The 15760-nt window shown below is 73.9% G+C and carries 18 protein-coding genes; 8 read left to right on the plus strand and 10 right to left on the minus strand.

Translation table 11 applies throughout. From position 1 onward, the window contains the following. Nucleotides 1-44: 44 nt before the first annotated feature. The 4 genes from TSO221_RS07445 to tsaD are packed head-to-tail and all read right to left on the minus strand — an operon-like array spanning nucleotide 45 to nucleotide 3353. Complete coding sequence (locus tag TSO221_RS07445; protein WP_158284020.1) at nucleotides 45-758, minus strand: trypsin-like serine protease; 714 nt, start codon at nucleotides 756-758, stop codon at nucleotides 45-47. Then, complete coding sequence (locus TSO221_RS07450; protein WP_109117854.1) at nucleotides 755-1771, minus strand: NAD(P)H-dependent glycerol-3-phosphate dehydrogenase; 1017 nt, start codon at nucleotides 1769-1771, stop codon at nucleotides 755-757. The genes TSO221_RS07445 and TSO221_RS07450 overlap by 4 nt, the downstream gene beginning before the upstream one ends. A gap of 32 nt (nucleotides 1772-1803) precedes the next feature. Next, complete coding sequence (locus tag TSO221_RS07455; RefSeq protein ID WP_109117855.1) at nucleotides 1804-2283, minus strand: GNAT family N-acetyltransferase; 480 nt, start codon at nucleotides 2281-2283, stop codon at nucleotides 1804-1806. After that, the gene (tsaD, locus tag TSO221_RS07460; protein WP_109117856.1) at nucleotides 2280-3353 is read right to left on the minus strand and encodes a tRNA (adenosine(37)-N6)-threonylcarbamoyltransferase complex transferase subunit TsaD; all 1074 of its coding nucleotides are present in this window, start codon (nucleotides 3351-3353) and stop codon (nucleotides 2280-2282) included. The genes TSO221_RS07455 and tsaD overlap by 4 nt, the downstream gene beginning before the upstream one ends. 60 nt (nucleotides 3354-3413) lie before the next feature. Between tsaD and TSO221_RS07465 the strand changes: the two genes are divergently transcribed. From TSO221_RS07465 to TSO221_RS07490, 6 genes are all read left to right on the plus strand, one after another. Continuing rightward, complete coding sequence (locus tag TSO221_RS07465) at nucleotides 3414-4235, plus strand: class I SAM-dependent methyltransferase (RefSeq protein ID WP_158284021.1); 822 nt, start codon at nucleotides 3414-3416, stop codon at nucleotides 4233-4235. Nucleotides 4236-4300: 65 nt separating this feature from the next. Further along, on the plus strand, nucleotides 4301-5227 hold the full coding sequence (gene hemC, locus TSO221_RS07470) for a hydroxymethylbilane synthase (RefSeq protein ID WP_109117858.1): 927 nt from the start codon (nucleotides 4301-4303) through the stop codon (nucleotides 5225-5227). Nucleotides 5228-5238: 11 nt separating this feature from the next. Next, on the plus strand, nucleotides 5239-5976 hold the full coding sequence (locus TSO221_RS07475) for a uroporphyrinogen-III synthase (protein WP_247877949.1): 738 nt from the start codon (nucleotides 5239-5241) through the stop codon (nucleotides 5974-5976). A 128-nt stretch (nucleotides 5977-6104) separates the two neighbouring features. Next, nucleotides 6105-7616, plus strand: a complete 1512-nt coding sequence (locus TSO221_RS07480) for a mitofilin family membrane protein (RefSeq protein WP_146208734.1) — start codon at nucleotides 6105-6107, stop codon at nucleotides 7614-7616. Continuing rightward, a complete protein-coding gene (locus tag TSO221_RS07485; RefSeq protein WP_109117861.1) occupies nucleotides 7613-8977 on the plus strand; it encodes a heme biosynthesis HemY N-terminal domain-containing protein in 1365 nt (454 codons plus the stop codon). Before TSO221_RS07480 ends, TSO221_RS07485 begins: the two co-directional genes overlap by 4 nt. A gap of 67 nt (nucleotides 8978-9044) precedes the next feature. Then, on the plus strand, nucleotides 9045-9668 hold the full coding sequence (locus tag TSO221_RS07490; RefSeq protein ID WP_199229405.1) for an HAD hydrolase-like protein: 624 nt from the start codon (nucleotides 9045-9047) through the stop codon (nucleotides 9666-9668). Between the two features lies 1 nt (nucleotide 9669). Here TSO221_RS07490 and TSO221_RS07495 read toward each other — a convergent pair whose 3' ends face one another. Genes TSO221_RS07495 through TSO221_RS07510 form a run of 4 tightly spaced genes read right to left on the minus strand, consistent with a single transcriptional unit; the run spans nucleotide 9670 to nucleotide 13036 of the window. After that, the gene (locus tag TSO221_RS07495) at nucleotides 9670-10485 is read right to left on the minus strand and encodes a class I SAM-dependent methyltransferase (protein ID WP_109117863.1); all 816 of its coding nucleotides are present in this window, start codon (nucleotides 10483-10485) and stop codon (nucleotides 9670-9672) included. 8 nt (nucleotides 10486-10493) lie between these two features. Continuing rightward, nucleotides 10494-11753 (minus strand): pentapeptide repeat-containing protein, encoded by a 1260-nt coding sequence (locus tag TSO221_RS07500; protein WP_109117864.1) that lies wholly within the window; start codon nucleotides 11751-11753, stop codon nucleotides 10494-10496. Nucleotides 11754-11760: 7 nt separating this feature from the next. Beyond that, nucleotides 11761-12726: a protein phosphatase CheZ gene (locus TSO221_RS07505; protein WP_109117865.1), complete on the minus strand. Its 966-nt coding sequence runs from the start codon at nucleotides 12724-12726 to the stop codon at nucleotides 11761-11763. Between the two features lie 40 nt (nucleotides 12727-12766). Then, entirely contained in the window at nucleotides 12767-13036 is a 270-nt protein-coding gene (locus TSO221_RS07510) for a hypothetical protein (protein ID WP_146208735.1), read from the minus strand. A gap of 97 nt (nucleotides 13037-13133) precedes the next feature. Here TSO221_RS07510 and TSO221_RS07515 point away from each other — a divergent pair, with 97 nt between their 5' ends. Next, nucleotides 13134-14210, plus strand: a complete 1077-nt coding sequence (locus TSO221_RS07515) for a Do family serine endopeptidase (RefSeq protein ID WP_109117867.1) — start codon at nucleotides 13134-13136, stop codon at nucleotides 14208-14210. Between the two features lie 24 nt (nucleotides 14211-14234). Further along, nucleotides 14235-14927, plus strand: coding sequence for a hypothetical protein (locus tag TSO221_RS07520; protein WP_109117868.1), 693 nt, complete (start codon nucleotides 14235-14237; stop codon nucleotides 14925-14927). A gap of 139 nt (nucleotides 14928-15066) precedes the next feature. On the opposite strand, the gene TSO221_RS07525 is transcribed toward TSO221_RS07520, so the two are convergent. Further along, the gene (locus tag TSO221_RS07525; RefSeq protein WP_109117869.1) at nucleotides 15067-15291 is read right to left on the minus strand and encodes a hypothetical protein; all 225 of its coding nucleotides are present in this window, start codon (nucleotides 15289-15291) and stop codon (nucleotides 15067-15069) included. Nucleotides 15292-15575: 284 nt separating this feature from the next. Then, nucleotides 15576-15760, minus strand: a 185-nt coding sequence (locus tag TSO221_RS35300; RefSeq protein WP_199229406.1) for a hypothetical protein, incomplete at its 5' end; no start/stop codon positions are given.

Raw genomic sequence — 15760 nt, forward strand, 5'->3', positions numbered from 1 at the left:
CGCCCGGACGGTAGCGCAAGCGCGGCCCGCCCGAAAGGCCCCGTTCAGGGCAGGTGGCGGGCGAAGGTCGCCGCCGGCACCGCGACGTTGGCCTCCGCCCCCACCGCCACGGCGATGCCCAGCACCTCCCAGCGGCCGTCGCGCCGCGTCAGCAGCGGCCCGCCGCTGGTGCCGCGGGTGCCGGAGCAGTCGTGCAGCACCAGCGGCGCCCCGCCCACGGCGGCGCGGCCGGTGACCCGGCAGGCGGTGTCGGCCATCAGGCGCTGCGCCTTGTCCTGGTTGAACCCCGCCAGCGCCACCGGCAGCCCGGGCGGCGGCAGCTGCACCGCCAGCGGCAGCACCGGCACCGGCGGCTCCGCCGACAGCGTCAGCAGCGCCCAGTCGGTGCCCACCGCGCCGGTCCGGGCGCGGTCGTCGGCATCGTCCAGCGCGTAACGCTCGACCGTGACGTGGGTGCGGAAGGTCCCGCCCTGGTAGCCGAACAGCACGTGCAACGCCTGCGCCGGCACCATGCGCTGCGTATGCTTGCTGTACAGGCAGTGCGCCGCGGTGACCACCAGCCGCGGGGCGATCAGCGCGCCGGTGCAATGCGGCCCGGTGCTGCTCTGCACCTTGGCCAGCGAGCGCCACGGCTCCTCCGCCACCGCCACCGGCACCCGCCGGTCGACCGCGCCGAGACCCGGCAGCTCGGCGCGCGACTGCGCCAGGGCGGGCGGCGCCAGCAGCGCCAGCAGCAGCGCCGCCCCGGGGGCCTTCACACCGCCTCCTCGCGGAACGGCCGGGCCAGCAGGCCCTGGATGGTCTCGTCGACGCTGGCGCCGCGGTTCAGGATGGCGTCCACCGCCGCGCAGATCGGCATCTCGACGCCCAGCCGGGCGGCGAGCGCTACCACCGCGCGGGCGGTCCACACGCCCTCCGCCACCGAGCGGCGCTCGCCCAGCACCTCGTCCAGCGTGCGGCCCTGGCCGAGCGCCGCACCCAGCGACATGTTGCGCGACTGCAGGCTGGAGCAGGTCAGCGTCAGGTCGCCCAGCCCCGACAGCCCCATCAGCGTCTCCGGCCGCGCGCCGAGGCGCAACGCCAGCCGGGTGATCTCCGCCAGCCCGCGGGTGATCAGCGCGGCGCGGGCGTTGTCGCCGAATTTGCGCCCCTCGACCACGCCGCAGGCGATGGCCAGCACGTTCTTGACGGCGCCGCCGATCTGCGCGCCGACCACGTCGTCGGTCAGGTAGGGGCGGAAGGTGCGGCTGCCCAGCGCCTCGACCAGCGCGGTGCCGATGGCGGCGTCGCGGCAGGCCAGCGTCACCGCGGTGGGCAGGCCGCGCGCCACCTCGGCGGCGAAGGTCGGGCCGGAGAGGATGGCGAGCGGCGTGCCGGCGGGCAGCGCCGCCTCCACCGCTTCGTGCATCAGCGCCTGGGTGTCGATCTCGATGCCCTTGGCGCAGATCACCGTCGGCGCGCCGGGCTTGAGGTGCGGTGCCAGCGCGGCGCAGGCCGGGCGCAGGTGCTGCGCCGGGGTGACCAGCAGCAGCGCGTCGCAGCCCGCGAGGTCGGCGAGGTCGGAGGTCACCGCCAGCCCGGCGGGGAGCGGCACGCCCGGCAGGTAGTCGCGGTTCTCGCGGTCGCGGCGGATGGCCTCGACCACCGCCGGCTCGCGCGCCCACAGCAGCGTGTCCCGACCGGCGCGCAGCGCCGCCAGCGCCAGCGCCGTGCCCCAGGCGCCGCCGCCGACGACGCCGATGCGCGTGAAAGACCTGGCCTCCGCTGCCATACCCCTGCCCCCCGATGCGATTCTGCCGCTGTTTAGGACGCCGCCCCGGGCGCGTCCAGGGCCACCTTCATGCCGACGTGCGTCGCGGCGAACCCCAGCCGCTTGTAGAAGCGCTGCGCGTCGGCGCGCACCACCTGCGTGGTCAGCTGCATCATGGTGGCGCCCTCCGCCCGCGCCTCCTCCATGGCGTGGCGCAGCAGCGCCGAGCCGATGCCGCGGCCGCGCAGCGATTCATCCACCCGCACCATCTCCACCTGGGCGCGCGGCACGCCGCGGCGCGACAGGCCCTGGAGGATCGTCAGTTGCAAGCAGCCGACGATCCGCCGGTCCAGCTCCGCCACCAGCACGCGGTTGCCGCCCTGCGCCGTCATGCGGTCGAAGGCGGCGTAGTAGGCGCCGGCCAGTTCCGGGGTCCAGGCGTCGCGGCCGGTCGAGATGCTGTCGGCGGCGAGCAGGCGCACCACCGTCTCGACGTCGTCGCGGGTGGCGGTTCGAAAGGTCACGGCGCTCATGCCTTCACTCCTGCACCGACGTCCGGCCGGCCGATGGCCGGCTTGGCGGTGGGATCGAGCGGCCAGCGCGGGCGCGGCGCGAAATCCAGCCCGTCGGTCTGGCCGAGCCGCAGCCGCTCGATCCCCGCCCAGGCGATCATCGCCGCGTTGTCGGTGCACAGCCGCAGCGGCGGCGCCACGAAGGGCATACCCTCCTTCTCGGCCAGCCCGGCCAGCCGCGCCCGCAGCGCCTTGTTCGCCGCCACGCCGCCGGCCACCACCAGCGCGCCGCCCTGCGGGTGCGCGGCCTTGAAGGTGCGGATGGCGCGCTTGCAGCGGTCGACCATCACGTCGGCCACCGCGTGCTGGAACGCCGCGGCGAGGTCGGCGCGATCCTCAGGCGTCAGCGGCTTCGGCAGCTCCTCCACCGCGCGGCGCACCGCCGCCTTCAGGCCGGAGAACGAGAAGTCGCAGCCCGGCCGCCCCAGCATCGGCCGCGGCAGCGTGAAGCGGCCGGGATCGGTGGCCTCGGCCGCCGCCGTCTCCACCTGCGGGCCGCCGGGGTAGCCCAGGCCGATCAGCTTGGCGGTCTTGTCGAACGCCTCGCCCACCGCGTCGTCGATGGTGGTGCCGAGCCGCCGGTAGGCACCCGGACCCTCCACCACCAGCAGCTGGCAGTGCCCGCCGGAGACCAGCAGCAGCAGGTAGGGAAACGCCACGTCGTCGGTCAGCCGCGCCGTCAGCGCGTGGCCTTCCAGGTGGTTGACGGCGACGAAGGGCAGCTTGCGCGCCGCGGCGATGGCCTTGGCGGTCATGACGCCGACGATGACGCCGCCGATCAGCCCCGGCCCGCCGGTCGCCGCCACCGCGTCAAGATCGCCCAGCCCAATCCCGGCTTCGTCCAGCGCGCGACGGATCAGCCCGTCGAGGTGTTCCAGGTGGGCGCGCGCCGCCACTTCCGGCACCACGCCGCCGTAGGGGGTGTGGTCGGCGATCTGGGAGAGCACGACGTCGGCACGGATCTCCCGGGCGTCGGTGACGATGGCCGCCGCCGTCTCGTCGCAGCTCGTTTCGATTCCAAGGACGATCATGGCCGCCAACCTAGCCGCTCGGGCTTTCCGGGTATAGGGTCTCGTCTTATGAACAGGGATGTGCCCGACGAGGATGCGGCGGTCCGCTACTACGACGGCGACTACCCGTCGCTGGAGACCGGCGACCCGCGCCCCGAGCAGGTGGTGCAGCTGGAGCGCATCGGCATCCTCGGGGATGTCGCCTGGTACAAGGAAGTGGCCGCCCGCGTCGGCGGCCCGATCCTGGAGGTCGGCGCCGGCACCGGCCGGCTGAGCATCCCACTGGCCCGGATGGGGCTGGAGGTGTGGGCGGTGGACGTCTCGGCCGGCATGCTTGCCCAGCTGCGCGCCAAGCTGGAGCGCGAGGAGGCATCCGTGCGGGCGCGGGTCCACGTGGTGCAGCAGGACGCCGCAACCCTGGACCTGCCGGTGCGGGATTTCCCGCTGGCGCTGCTGCCCTTCAACACGCTGATGCTGATCCCCGACCCGGAGGACGAGCGCGCCACCCTGGCCGCCATCGCCGCCCACGCCGCGCCGGGGGCGGTGCTGGCGCTCGACGTGATGAACCCCTCGACCCTGCCGCTGGAGCCCGAGCGCACCCCCGCCCCCTCCGAACCGCGCACCGCGCCGGACACCGGCAACCGCTACGTCCGCATGGCGATGAACACCGGCCTGGACGCGCAGCGCCGGCAGCGCGTCTGCGGCTGGTACGACGAGCTGCTGCCCGACGGCACGGTGCATAGCACCGACTTCGCCTTCCGCTGGCGGATGATCGTCCGCGACGAGCTGGAGGCGATGCTGGCCGATGCGGGATTCGCAATGGAGACGCTGGCGGGGGATTTCGAGGACGCGGCGTGGACGCCGGAGAGCCGGCGGATGGTGGTGACGGCGAGGCGCAACTGATTTCGGTCAAGGCATCCACGCCGGGGGTTTGCAAAGTGCGGACAACGGCATAGAAACTCGGACCCATGACGACTCAGCTCCGCATCGGCACGCGCGGCAGCCCTCTGGCGCTGGCGCAGGCCCACGAGACCCGCGACCGCCTGAGCGCGGCGCATCCCCACCTCGCCGCCCCGGGCGCCATCGAGATCGTGGTCATCAAGACCACCGGCGACCAGATCCTCGACCGCACCCTGGCGGAAGCCGGCGGCAAGGGCCTGTTCACCAAGGAGCTGGAGGACGCGCTCCTCGGCGACCGGGTGGACCTCGCCGTGCACTCCATGAAGGACGTGCCGACCTGGCTTCCGGACGGGCTGGAGATCTCCACCCTGCTGCCGCGCGAGGACCCGCGCGACGCCTTCTTCTCGCGCTCCGGCAAGGGGCTGGACGAGCTGGAGCCGGGCTCCGTCGTCGGCACCGCCGGCCTGCGCCGGCAGGCGCAGGTGCTGGAGCGCCGGCCCGACCTCAAGGTCGTGCCGCTGCGCGGCAACGTGCAGACCCGCCTGAAGAAGCTGGACGCCGGCGAGGTGGACGCCACGCTGCTGGCGCTGGCCGGCCTGCGCCGCCTCGGCCTGACCGACCGCATCACCGCGATCCTCGAGCCCGAGACCATGCTGCCCGCCGTGGCGCAAGGCGCCATCGGCATCGAGATCCGCAGCGCCGACGAGCGCACCCGCGCCCTGCTCGCCCCGCTGCACTGCGCCGAGACGGCGGCCCGCGTGACGGCGGAGCGGGCGCTGCTCGCCGCGCTCGACGGCTCGTGCCGCACGCCGATCGCGGCGCTGGCGCGGCTGGAGGGCGACACCCTGGTCTTCGAGACCAAGGTGCTGTCGGCCGACGGCCGCCAGGTCTTCACCGCGCACCGCACCGGCAAGGCGGCGGACGCGGCGGCTCTCGGCGCCGACGCGGGGGCGGAGATCAAGGCGCAGCTGCCGCCGGACTTCTTCACGCCATGACGGGAGGGGGCTTGCGCCTCCTCATCACGCGGCCGGCGGAGGACGCCGAGCCGCTGGCCCGGCGTCTGCGCGAGCTGGGCCACGTGCCGAGCGTCGAGCCGATGCTGGACATGGTCTGGCTCGACGGCCCGGCGCCGGAACTGAAAGACGTACAGGCCCTCCTTTTCACCAGCGCAAACGGCGTACGGGCGTTCGTCCGGCGTACGGATCGTCGCGACCGGCCGGTCTACGCGGTCGGCGACGCCACCGCCCGCGCCGCCCGCGAGTCCGGGTTCGATTCGGTCGAGAGCGCCAGCGGCGACGTGTACGCGTTGGCCGAACTCGTCGGCGAACGCGGCCGGCCGGAGGCCGGGGTGCTGCTTCATGTCGCAGGCACCACCGTGGCCGGCGACCTGTCGGGACTGTTGGGAAGCAAGGGCTTCGCCGTACGCCGGGAGGCCATGTACGAGGCCTGCCCCTCTGCCGTTCTGGGAAGGGGGACCGCGGCCGCCCTGGCCGAAGGTGGGATCGACGCCGTACTGATTTTTTCTCCCCGTACGGCCCGTTCGTTTGTTAGGTTGCTGCGCGGGGCCGGGCTGCTCGACCGTTGTCGTACGGTCGACGTGCTCTGCCTCAGTCCGGCGGTTGCGGAGGCCGCCCGTACGTGCGACGCGGAACATGTTCCGTGGAAAAGCGTACAGGTCGCCGAACGGCCGGAACAGGACAGCCTGCTCGCTCTGCTGCCGGGTCGGGGCCGCGGCGGGGCTTAGGGCATGCGGTCGACAGCCGGTCGGGCCCGCGAGGGCGCCGGCCGTTCACGGCGTTCCGCTGGGACGACGCTGGCCGATTTGAGGAAACGCGTCGCCCATAACCAAAAATCGCGACCAAGAAGGCTTCCATGACCTCTCGCACTGGCTCCGAGCAGCCTGAGTCGGACCCGAACGCCCAACCGGCGTCGGACGCCCCCTCCACCCCCGGCGGCACCGCCGTGGAACGCATCATCGAGCGCTTCGGCGGCATCCGCCCGATGGCCCACAAGCTCGACACGCCGGTGACCACCGTGCAGGGCTGGAAGAAGCGCGGGGCCATCCCGCTGTCGCGCCACGCCGACCTGCGCGCCGCCGCCGCCAAGTACTCCATCACGCTCGACGAGGCCGATCTGGAGGCCGCCACCCCGGCCGAGGACCGGCACGCCGCCCCCGGCGACGCCAAGCCGGCCGAGCCGGAGGTCATCGACGTCACCGCCACCGCGGCCGCCCCGGTGGTCGATCCGGTCGTCGCCGGCGGCGCTCCCGAGACGCGCACGGAACCGCCCGTCATCGAACGCGCCGAGCCCGCCTACGCGCCGCCCCCGCCGGCGGTGGTCGAGCAGCGCTCCGGCGGCGGCTTCGCCACCGCGGTGTCGCTGCTGGCGCTGCTGGTCGGCGCCGCCGCGCTGACCGCGCCCTGGTGGTCGCCCGCCGTGCCGGGCTGGCCCAAGCCGCAGGCCGCCGCTCCCGCCGCCGCCCCGGCCGTGAGCGCCGCCATGAACGCCCAGGTGCAGCAGCTGAACGACCGCCTCGCCAAGCTGGAGCAGCGCCCCGCCCCGGCCGCCACCGGCAACGCGCCGGTCGACCTGTCGGCGATCACCACGCGCCTCGACGCGCTGGAGAAGCGCCCGGCCCCGACCCCGGCCGCCGCGCCCGCCCCCAGCGTCGATCCGGCGGCCGTGAAGGCGCTGGCCGACCGCCTCGCGGCGGTGGAGGGCAAGCCGGCCGGCGACCCGCAGCTCGCCTCCGAGGTCGCCGCGCTCAAGCAGCAGGTCGGCGCGCTGGCGCAGCAGGCCGGCTCCAAGGCCGACGCCGCGGCCGGCGCGCAGGCGCTGGTGCTCGCCGCCGGGCAGCTGCGCGGCGCGCTCGCCGGCAGCGGCCCGTTCCCGGGCGAGCTGCAGGCCGTCAAGGCGCTGGGCAGCACCGACGCCGAGCTGAACAAGGCGGTGGACGCCATCGCGCCGCACGCCGCCAAGGGCATCCCGACCCAGGCGCAGCTGGCCGACCGGCTGGAGCGCGAGGCCAGCGCCATCGTCCGCGCCGAGCAGAAGGGCGAGGGCGGCAGCTGGGTCAAGGACGTGACCGGCACGCTGTCCACCCTGGTGACCGTGCGCCGCCAGGGCGGCGAGGTGGTCGGCAACACCGCCGGCGCCGTGGTCGCCCGCGCCCAGGCCGCGCTGAACCGCAACGACCTGAAGACGGCGGTGGACGAGATCGCCACGCTGCAGGGCCCGGCCGCGCAGGCCGCCGCCGGCTGGCTGGCCGACGCCAAGGCGCGTCTGGCCGCCAACGCCGCGGGCCAGCAGCTCACCGGCCGCTCCATCGCGCTGCTGACCGCGGCCTCCGGCGGGCCAAACACCAACGCCAAGGTGCCGCAATGATCCGCGCTCTCTGGTTCCTCGCCAAGGTCGCGGTCCTCGTCGCGATCGCCATCTGGCTGGCCGAGCATCCCGGCAGCGTCGCCGTCGAATGGGGCGGCTACGTCGTCGAGACCAGCTTCGCCATGATGGTCCTGCTGGTGGTCGGCGCGCTGGGCGCCGCCGCGCTGATCTACCGGTTCTGGCGCGCCGTCGTCGGGGCGCCGGGCAGCCTGCGCCGCATGAGCCGCTCGCGTCGGCGCGAGAAGGGCTACCGCGCGCTGACCCAGGGCATGGTCGCCGTCGCCGCCGGCGACGCGGTCACCGCCCGCAAGATGGCGCGCAAGGCCGACGGCCTGTTGAACGAGCCGCCGCTGACCATGCTGCTGTCGGCCCAGGCCGCCCAGCTGCAGGGCGACGAGAAGGCGGCGCGCGAGTACTTCAACGCCATGCTGGAGCGGCCGGAGACGGCCTTCCTCGGCCTGCGCGGCCTGCTCACCCAGGCGGTGAAGGCCGGCGACCGGGTGGAGGCGCTGAACCTCGCCCGCCGCGCCCACAAGCTGCAGCCGAACACGCCGTGGCTGCTGGCGACGCTGTACGACCTGGAGGCGCGCTCGGGCGACTGGGCGGCGGCCGAGGGCTCGCTGCAGTCCGCCGTGCAGGCCGGCGCCATCCCGGCCGAGGAGGGCCGCCACCGCCGCGCCGCCCTGCTGCTGGAGCGCAGCTTCGAGGCGGAGCGGCGCGGCCGCGGCGATTCCGCGCTCTACCACGCGCAGTCGGCGCACGACCTGCTGCCGGGCTTCGTGCCCGCGGCGGCGCGCCTCGCCCGCCTGCTCGCCGCCGCCGGCCGCCACAAGCCAGCGTCGAAGACGGTGGAGCGCGCGTGGCGCCTCGGCCCGGCGCCGGAGCTGGCGGACGTCTACCGCGAGATCCTCGCCGGCTACGACCCGCTGACCCGCGTCAAGCTGTTCGAGAAGCTGGCGGCGCAGACGCCCGGCAACGTCGAGGGCCATCTGGCCGTCGCCCGCGCCGCGCTGGACGCCGAGCTGTGGGGCGAGGCCCGCGCCCACCTGATGAAGGCGCTGGAGGCGCAGCCGTCGCAGCGCATCTACCGCCTGCTGGCCGACCTGGAGCGCACCGAGCACGGCAACGAGGAGGCGGCGCGCAGCTGGCTCGCCCAGGCCGCCACGGCCAAGCCCGACCCGGCCTGGACCTGCCGCGCCTGCGGCGCGGTCAGCCACGAGTGGTCCGGCCTGTGCGGCCACTGCTCCGCCTTCGACTCGCTGGAGTGGAAGACGCCGCAGGTGGCGCTGCACCTCGCCGCACCGGCGGAGCGGCCGGCCACCTCGCTGCTGCCGCCGATGGTTCCCGAACCGGCCCGCTGACGCGAGCCCTTCCCGCGCAAGGCCCCTTCCCGGCGGGAAGGGGCCTTTTCTTTTGGACGGATGCACGGTGTACACGCTCGCCATCTTCGACTTCGACGGCACGCTGGCCGACACGCTCCCGTGGTTCGCCGAGGTGTTCAACGGCGTCGCCGACCGCTACCGCTTCCGCCGCATCGCGCCGGGCGAGCTGGAGGCGCTGCGCGGGGTCGAGAACCGCGCGCTGATGCGGCATCTCGGCATTTCCGGGTGGAAGGTGCCGTTCATCGCCGCGCACATGCGCAAGCTGGCGGCGCGCGACGCCCACCGGCTGCGGCTGTTCGACGGCGCGGCGCCGCTGCTGCGCCGGCTGCACGACCAGGGCGTGACGGTGGCCATCGTCAGCTCCAACACCGAGGCCAACGTGCGCCGCGTGCTCGGTGCGGAGACCGCCGGGCTGGTGGCGCACTACGCCTGCGGCGCCTCGATCTTCGGCAAGCACACGAAGTTCCGCGCGGTGCTGGCGCGCGCCGGCGTGCCGGCGGGGCGGGCCATCGCCATCGGCGACGAGATCCGCGACATCCACGCGGCGCGGCGCGCCGGCATCGCCTGCGGCGCCGTCACCTGGGGCTTCGCCCTGCCCGACGCGCTGAAGGCACACCGCCCGGACGCGGTGTTCGAGCGCTTCGAGGAGATCGCGGAGCGCATGGGCTGACTTACGGCGCCGCCCGCAGCACCCACACCTGGTCCTTGTCCGGCCCCGGCGCGCCGCCCAGGAAGTCGCCGTGCAGCGCCTCGACCTCCAGGCCGCACAGCTCGGCCAGGTAGCGCGTCTCCGGCTGCGTCGCCCAGCGCACCGCCACCGTCTCCCGCCCGTCGGCGCGCACCGCGCCGTCCGGGGCGAGCACGGTGAAGCGCACGGTGGTGGCGACCGTCTGCGCCTCCAGGTCCGACGCCTTGCCGACGATGCTCCAGCGCACTGCCTCGCCGGTGGCGGGGTCGCGGGTCTGGAGAATCTGCGGCGGCGCCGCGTCGGGCACGAGGTCGCGCACGGACGGCGCGTACAGATGCAGCACCAGCCGCCCGCCGGGTTCCAGGTGCCGGCACATTGCCTCCAGCGCGGCGCGCTGACCGGCGGCGTCGGTGACGTGGTTGAAGGTGCGGTGCGGCACGAGGATCAGCGGGAACCGCCGCCCGAGATCGAGCCGCGTCATGTCCTGCCGGACGAAGCCCACTCGCCCGCGAATCTCCGGCGGCAGCGCCGCGCCCTTGGCCTCGGCGCGCGCCAGCATGGCGGCGGACCGGTCGACGCCGACCACCGCGTGCCCGGCCGCAGCCAGCGCCCAGGCGACGCGCCCGGTGCCGGTGCCGACCTCCAGCACCGGGCCGGCGCAGCCGGCGGCCAGCGCGCGGTAGAAGGCGAGGTCGCCGCAGCAGGCGCTGACCCCCGCGTCGATCAGCGCGCCCTCGACCACGTCGTAGACGGCGACGCTGACGCTGCCCTCGCCGTAGTAGCCGGCCCCGTCCGCCATGTCCGCCCTCAGTCCCCGGCCAGACGGGTTCCGTCGAGGATGGCGCCGTCCAGCACGGCGCCGGTGTGGTTGACGCCGCTCAGGTCGGCGCCGGTCAGGTCGCAGCCGCTGAGGTTCGCCTCGGCCAGCGAGGCGCCGGCCAGCCGCGCCCGCGCCAGCGAGACGCGCATGATCTGGTGCGTCGCGCCGATCGCCAGCGGCGACAGGTTGGCGCCATCGAGCTGCGCGTCGATCAGCACCGCCCGCACCAGCGTCGCCCCGCGCAGGTCGGCGCCGCGCAGGTCGGCGGAGCGCAGGTCGGCGCGGTCGAGGTGCGCGGCCTGCAGCTGGGCGCCGCGCAGGTTGGCGCCGCGCATCTGCACCTTGTCGCCGCGCGCCAGCGTCAGCACCGCGCCCGACAGGTCGGCGCCGCTCAGGTTGATGCCGCCGAGGTCGAGCTGCCGCCCCACCTTGCCGCTGGAGCCGAGCCACAGCAGGTGCTGGCGCAGCAGCTCCTCCAGCGTCTCCGGCGTGGCCGGGGGCGGGGTGTCGTCCTCGTTCTCCACCGGCAGCGGCGGCAGTTCCTTGATCGCCGTCGCCTCGGCGTCGGTGCGGGCGGCGTGGATCAGGTCCAGCTCGTTGAGGAAGGCGCCGTCCAGGCTGGCGCCGCGCAGGTCGGCGCCGGTCAGGTCGGCGCCGTGCATGTCGGCGCCGACGAAGTTGCAGTCGCGCAGGTCCACCCGCTCCAGCCGGGCGCCGCTCAGCGTCGCGTTGGTGAAGTCGGCGGCGCGCGCGAAGCTGCCGGTCAGCTTGGCCCGCTGCATGTCGACGTTGACCAGCCGCGCCGACGACAGGTCGGCCGGGCCGGGCTGGAAGCCGGCCACCATGGTCTCGCCGACGCTGCTCTTGACCACGGTGGAGGCGTCGCGCAGGTCGACCTCGACCATCGCCGCGCCCTCCATGTTGACGTGGCGGATGTTGGCGCCGCGCAGGTCGGTGCGGAACAGCCGGGCGCCGCGCAGGTCGGCGCCGCGCAGGTCAACCCCGAACAGGTCGGCGTGGTCGAGCACGGTGCGGTTGAGGTTGCAGTCGCGCAGCACCGCGCCGGCCAGATGCGCGCCGGTCAGGTTGCGGCCGGAGAAGTCCAGGCCGCTGAGGTCGAAGAACGGCAGGTTGGCCCGCGCCCCGCCCGGCCGGCCGTCGACGAAGCGCTGGTGCCGCTCGATCACGCGGTCGAGCTGCTCTTGCGTCAGGTGGATCCGCGTTTTGATCGAGCCGTCGTACGCCATGGGCGGCTCACGCGAACAGAGCGTCGATGTCGTCCTGCGAGATCGGCGCCCCGCCGCCCGCCGGCTCGGCCGCAGGCGGCGGCGCGGGCGGCGGAGGTGGCGGTGGGGGCGGCTTCTTCGCAGCCGACTTCGGCTTGGGGGACGGGGGAGGCTCGGCCGCGGCGGGCGCGTCCTCGGCGCGCGACAGCACCGTGGGGTTCTCGGTCGCCATGCCGTCGAACAGCGCGTCGATGTCGTCCTGGCTGACACCCTGCCCGTCGAGCTGCGGGCCGTTCAGCAGGTGCGCGTCGGGACGGGCGTCGTTCAGCTTGCGGTGCGCCGCCGCGACGTCCGGCATCGGGGCACCGGGGCGCTGCACGCCCCACACCTCGATCATCGCGTTCACCCGCTCCTCGATGTAGCGCAGCGTGTTGATGACCTTGGTGGTGCGCTGGCCGGTGATGTCCTGGAACGAGCAGGCGGTCATGATCCCGATGAGCTGCGTCTCGATGCCGTTGCCCAGCTCGGCCCAGTCGGGGTCGTCGCGCGGGATGCGCGATGCGTAGTCCTGGATGACGTCGGTGGCGTCGAGGATCTCGGTGGTGGCGCGCTCGGTGGACTGGACGATGGCGTCCAGCTCGGCGGTGGCGGCGAGGATCGGGTCGCTGCTGTTGTCGGCCGGGCGCAGCGCCGCCATGTCGCCGCGCGCCTGATCGACGAAGCCGCGCAGCGCGTTCAGCTCCTCCTGGATGCGGGCGAGCTGCCCTTCGGCGACCGGGGCGGCGGCGGCGCGCGGGGCGACCTCGCCGGAGCCAAGGCGGCGCACCTGCTGCTCCAGCAGGCGGGCGACGGAGTGGAACTCGTCCACCGCCACCAGCCGGACGCGGCGGTCGCGCATGCGCAGGAAGGCGCGGCCGCGCGAGGTCTGCGACAGCGCCTCTTCCATCTTCTGGTAGTCCTGCTCGCTCAGTTCGAGCAGCGAGTCGTCGGTCATTCCCGGTTCCCGCACGAACGGGTGGCGAAGCTTCGGGACCTTAGCGTGATACGCCGATGGTCGTAAAGCCGCGCGAGGCGGGGTGCGCCGCCGCGCGGCCGGCCATCAGCAGCCCCACCCACACCGGCGGCGCCCAGAAGAACGGCGCCATGGCGATCACCACCGTCGCCGGCATCACCGAGGACGCCGCACGGCTCATGTCCGCCCAGACCCGCAGCGCGGTCAGCGGGCCGAGCATCAGCGGCCCCAGATCCGGGACCGGCGGGGGTGGCGGCAGCGCCGCGTCCATGGCCCGAGCACCCTTGGTCATCGATCGATCCTTCCCTGTCCGCCCCGCGCAAGCGTGGGCTTGAACGTCCGCGCCGGTTGGCCCAAATGTGCGGCGCCGGTTGCTGACGGAGTATTCCATGAAAAAGACGATTGCGGGAGTTGTGGCGGTGCTGGGTCTGCTGGCGGCGGGACCGGCCGTGCTGCCGGCGACGGCGGCGCTGCCGGCGACGGCGAACGGGACCACCAGCATCGCGCCGATGCTGGACCAGGTGACCCCGGCGGTGGTGAACATCGCGGTGCTGTCGCGCGCCCCGCAGGCGGCGGACAACCCGCTGCTGCGCGACCCGTTCTTCCGCCGCTTCTTCGGCGACCAGCCGCAGGCGCAGGCGAAGCCGCAGGTCAGCGCCGGGTCGGGCGTCATCGTCGATGCGGCGCGCGGCTACGTCATCACCAACCACCACGTCATCGCCAACGCGCAGGAGATCGCGGTGACGCTGAAGGACCGCCGCCGCCTGCGCGCCAAGCTGATCGGCAGCGACGAGGCGACCGACGTGGCGCTGCTGCAGATCCCGGCGGAGCGGCTGACCGCCCTGCCCATGGGCGATTCGGACCGGCTGCGCGTCGGCGACTTCGTGGTCGCCATCGGCAACCCGTTCGGGCTGGGGCAGACGGTGACCTCGGGCATCGTCTCGGCGCTCGGGCGCAGCGGGCTGAAGATCGAGGGCTACGAGGACTTCATCCAGACCGACGCCTCGATCAACCCCGGCAACTCCGGCGGCGCGCTGGTCAGCTTCAACGGCGAGCTGATCGGCATGAACACCGCGATCATCGGCCCGGCCGGCGGCAGCGTCGGCATCGGCTTCGCGGTGCCCACCGGCATCATCCGCGCGGTGATGGAGCAGCTGACCGAGCACGGCGCGGTGCGGCGCGGCCGCCTGGGCGTCGCCATCCAGGACCTGACGCCGGACCTCGCCGACTCGCTGAACGTCACCGGCGACCAGGGCGCGGTGATCGCCAAGGTCGAGGCGGGGTCGCCGGCCGAGCGCGCCGGGATCAAGACCGGCGACGTGGTGGTGGCGGTGGACGGCCGGCCGATCCACTCCGGCACCGACCTGCGCAACCGCATCGGGCTTGTCCGCACCGGCGTGCCGGTGCAGATCACTTTGCTGAGAAGCGGCCAGGAGCGTAGCATCACGGTCCGCACCGCGAAGTAGCCGCCCCACCGCTTGCCGAAGCCCATGCCGCCGCGTCCGCCCCCCGCCCCGCCGACCACGCCCGCCGCGCGCCAGCGCGAGATCGCCCGCATGCTGGTGCGCCTGGACGACCACCTGAAGAAGGCGTCCGAGCTGTCGGCCATCGCCCGCGACCGGGTGAGCATCGGCGGCCTCGCGCGCTACCGCCGCTTCACCAAGCGGGTGCGCGACTTCTTCGCGCTCGCCGCGCTGGTGGAGGAGCGCATCGACCTGCTGCCGGAGGAGCTGGGCGCGGCGCAGATGGCGACCGCGCTCGACCGCATGCACGCCCGCATGGTGCTGCTGTTCATCGAGGGCAGCGCGGTGTTCTTCGGCGCCTTCGCCAAGGTGGAGGAGCTGCCGATCGGCACGCATGAGATGTGCGGGCTGGAGCTGCGCGGTCTGCTGGCGATCCGCGGCTTCCTCGACGACCCGCGCTACGACGGCGAGCGCGGGCAGGCGCTGCGCCTGAAGGCCGACCGCATCGCCGAGCTGATGCGCATGGTGATGGACCGCGTGCCGCCGCTGCCCGACTTCGGCGATTTGCCGAGCATCAGCCCGAAGGGCGGCTACAGCAAGCCGATCAAGCCGTCGAAGCGCCCCGCCGCGCCACCGCCGCCGCCTTCCCCGCCGCGCGCCGACCCCCTGCCGCAGCCGCCAGAGGTGCGCGAGCTGTCGCTGGACGATTTCAAGGATTGAAGGCCTCTTCAGAGGCCGGATACCTCTCCCATACCGTCATGGCCGGGCTTGACCCGGCCATCCACGTCGGTGCGGAAACGTTCCGGTATGGCCGTGGATGCCCGGGTCTGAGCCCGGGCATGACGGCAAAAGGAGCGCGTCAGCGGCGATGGTTATCGCCGGTCAGCGCGCCCACCGCAGCGCCGCCGGCGCCGCCGATCAGGCCCCCCACCAGGAGGCTGCCGCCCGTCGCCCCGGCGATCACCGCGCCACCGGCGGCTCCCAAGCCGGCGCCGGTCAGCGCGCGGTTCTCGCGGTTCGACAGGTTCGAGCAACCGGACACCAGAACGCTACCCACCATCAGCACGAAAATCGTCTTCAGCATGTTCCCACCCAAAAATGAGGCGTCGCCGGCTTGCGCCCGCAACGCCTCATTGTTTGGTGATTCCGGGTTCAATCGGCTGTGACGATTTCGAGGTAAGCGAAAGCGCAGCCGCACGCCTATGCCTATCGACGAGAAGGATCAACCCGTCCCAACATCGTCATGCCCGGGCTTGTCCCGGGCATCCACGGGCCTGAACGTCCACACAGATCCAGGTGCGTGGATGGCCGGGACAAGCCCGGCCATGACGATGACGGGGGCAGTGGTGCGGCTCGACGGCATGCCCCTCACGACCCCTTCTTGTCGAGCTGCGGATCCTCGCCCTTGGAGTGGCGCTTGCCCTCCTCCTCCGCACGGCGGAGTTCCTTGCCCTCCGGCCCGTCCACGGCGTCGCGGGCGCGCCGGGCGTCGCCCTGCACGTCGTGGTGCTGCACGTGGTCCTGCACGCCCTGGCGGTACTGGCGGTCGGCGG

Source organism: Azospirillum sp. TSO22-1 (genome assembly GCF_003116015.1).
Classification (GTDB): Bacteria; Pseudomonadota; Alphaproteobacteria; order Azospirillales; family Azospirillaceae; genus Azospirillum.